Genomic DNA, 1632 nt, shown 5'->3' with positions numbered 1-1632 from the left:
TTCGAGGGGTGGAATGCGCATCAGTCGCTGGGGATGCTGCTCACACGGCGGATGGAGGATCGCGGGCTGCAACCGATGGGCTTTGTCGCCAGCGATTATGCGCTTGGGGTGTGGAGCCTCAAACCGGTGACCGACCCTGCATCCCTGTTTTCGGCCGACATCCTGACCGATGAGTTCACGACATGGGTAGAGAACAGCTATCTGCTCAAGCGCGCATTCCGCGAGGTTGCGGTGATCAGCGGGCTGATCGAGCGCCAGCAGCCGGGCAAGAAAAAGACCGGGCGGCAGGTCACTTTTTCGACCGACCTGATCTATGACGTGCTGCAGAAATATGAGCCCGACCATGTGCTGATCGAGGCTGCCTGGGCCGATGCGCGCGCGCGGATGACCGATGTCGGGCGGCTGGGCGACCTGCTTGACCGCGCTGCGGGCACGATGCTGCATGTCGACCTTGACCGGGTCAGCCCGCTGGCGGTGCCGCTGCTGGTGATGATCGGGCGTGAAAGCGTGGCGCAGGGCTCGGCCGATGATGCGCTGCTGGTCGAGGCCGAAAGCCTCGCCGCAATGGCGATGCGCGGCGATTGATTGCCAGCGGGATTTGCAAGTGGTAAATTCGGGCTGCGCGCAACAAGGCAACACCACCGCGCGCGAGAGGATGTCGCGATGAAAATCCGCCTGCTGGCCAGCGCGCTGTTGCTGATCGCGGCCTGTGCCGCCCCCGGCAGCATGGCGCAGGAGATCACCGCCGCCGACACGCCCGGCGCCGATGCCGAGGTGATCGATCTGATGCAGGATCGCGCCAGCCGGATGACTGTGCCGGTGAGTATCGATGGCAAGGGGCCGTTTTCGTTCCTGATCGACACCGGCTCTGAACGCACCGTCGTGTCGCGCGGCATCGCAGGCACGCTGGCGCTAGAATTTGCTGCGATGGCTCGGCTGGTCAGCATTGCGGGGAGCAAGATCGTCGAGACGGTCTATGTGCCCGAATTGACGCTTGGCCGGCAGAATTATGGTGAGGTCGTCGCGCCGATGCTGGAGCGGCATCACATCGGGGCCGACGGCATATTGGGGCTTGATGGCCTGCAGGACCAACGCATCCTGTTCGATTTTGCCGCCAACCAGATCATCGTTGAGGATATCACGCAGCGGGTATCGACCAGCGGGTTCGAGATCGTCGTGACCGCGCGCCGCCGCTCGGGCCAGCTGATCTTCACCGATGCCACCATCGACGGCAAGCGGATCAATGTGGTGATCGATACCGGCGCGCAGTCAAACATCGGCAACCTTGCCCTGCAACGACGGCTGCGCAGCAGCACGACTCCCGGGCTGCAACAGGCCAGCCTGACGTCGGTCACGGGGCAGACATTGCTGGCTGACAATGGCCTGGTGCGGGATTTTCGCATCGGCCGTGCCCATTTTGAGTATATCCCCATCGCCTTTGCCGATACCGATGCATTTCGCGAGCTTGGCCTCGGCGATACGCCCTCGCTATTGCTCGGCATGGGCACGCTGCGTCTGTTCGACCGGATGATGATCGATTTCAAGCAGCGCCGGGTGTTGTTTGATCTGCCACGCAAAGCGCCCCAGCAAGAACGACGCATCCGCCTTTGACGCGCGCGAGATTCAGCACCA

The 1632-nt window shown here is 62.9% G+C and carries 1 protein-coding gene and 1 pseudogene; both read left to right on the top strand.

Translation table 11 applies throughout. The annotated features are described in order from the left end of the window. A pseudogene (locus tag ACEW8G_RS05230) lies at window positions 1–585 on the top strand (DNA ligase-associated DEXH box helicase); the annotation flags it as partial. Window positions 586–663: 78 nt separating this feature from the next. Next, a complete protein-coding gene (locus ACEW8G_RS05225; RefSeq protein ID WP_373487385.1) occupies window positions 664–1611 on the top strand; it encodes a retroviral-like aspartic protease family protein in 948 nt (315 codons plus the stop codon). Window positions 1612–1632 lie beyond the last annotated feature (21 nt).

The organism is Blastomonas sp. (assembly GCF_041747255.1).
Classification (GTDB): domain Bacteria; phylum Pseudomonadota; class Alphaproteobacteria; order Sphingomonadales; family Sphingomonadaceae; genus Blastomonas.
This window is presented reverse-complemented; position numbering and strand designations above follow the sequence as displayed.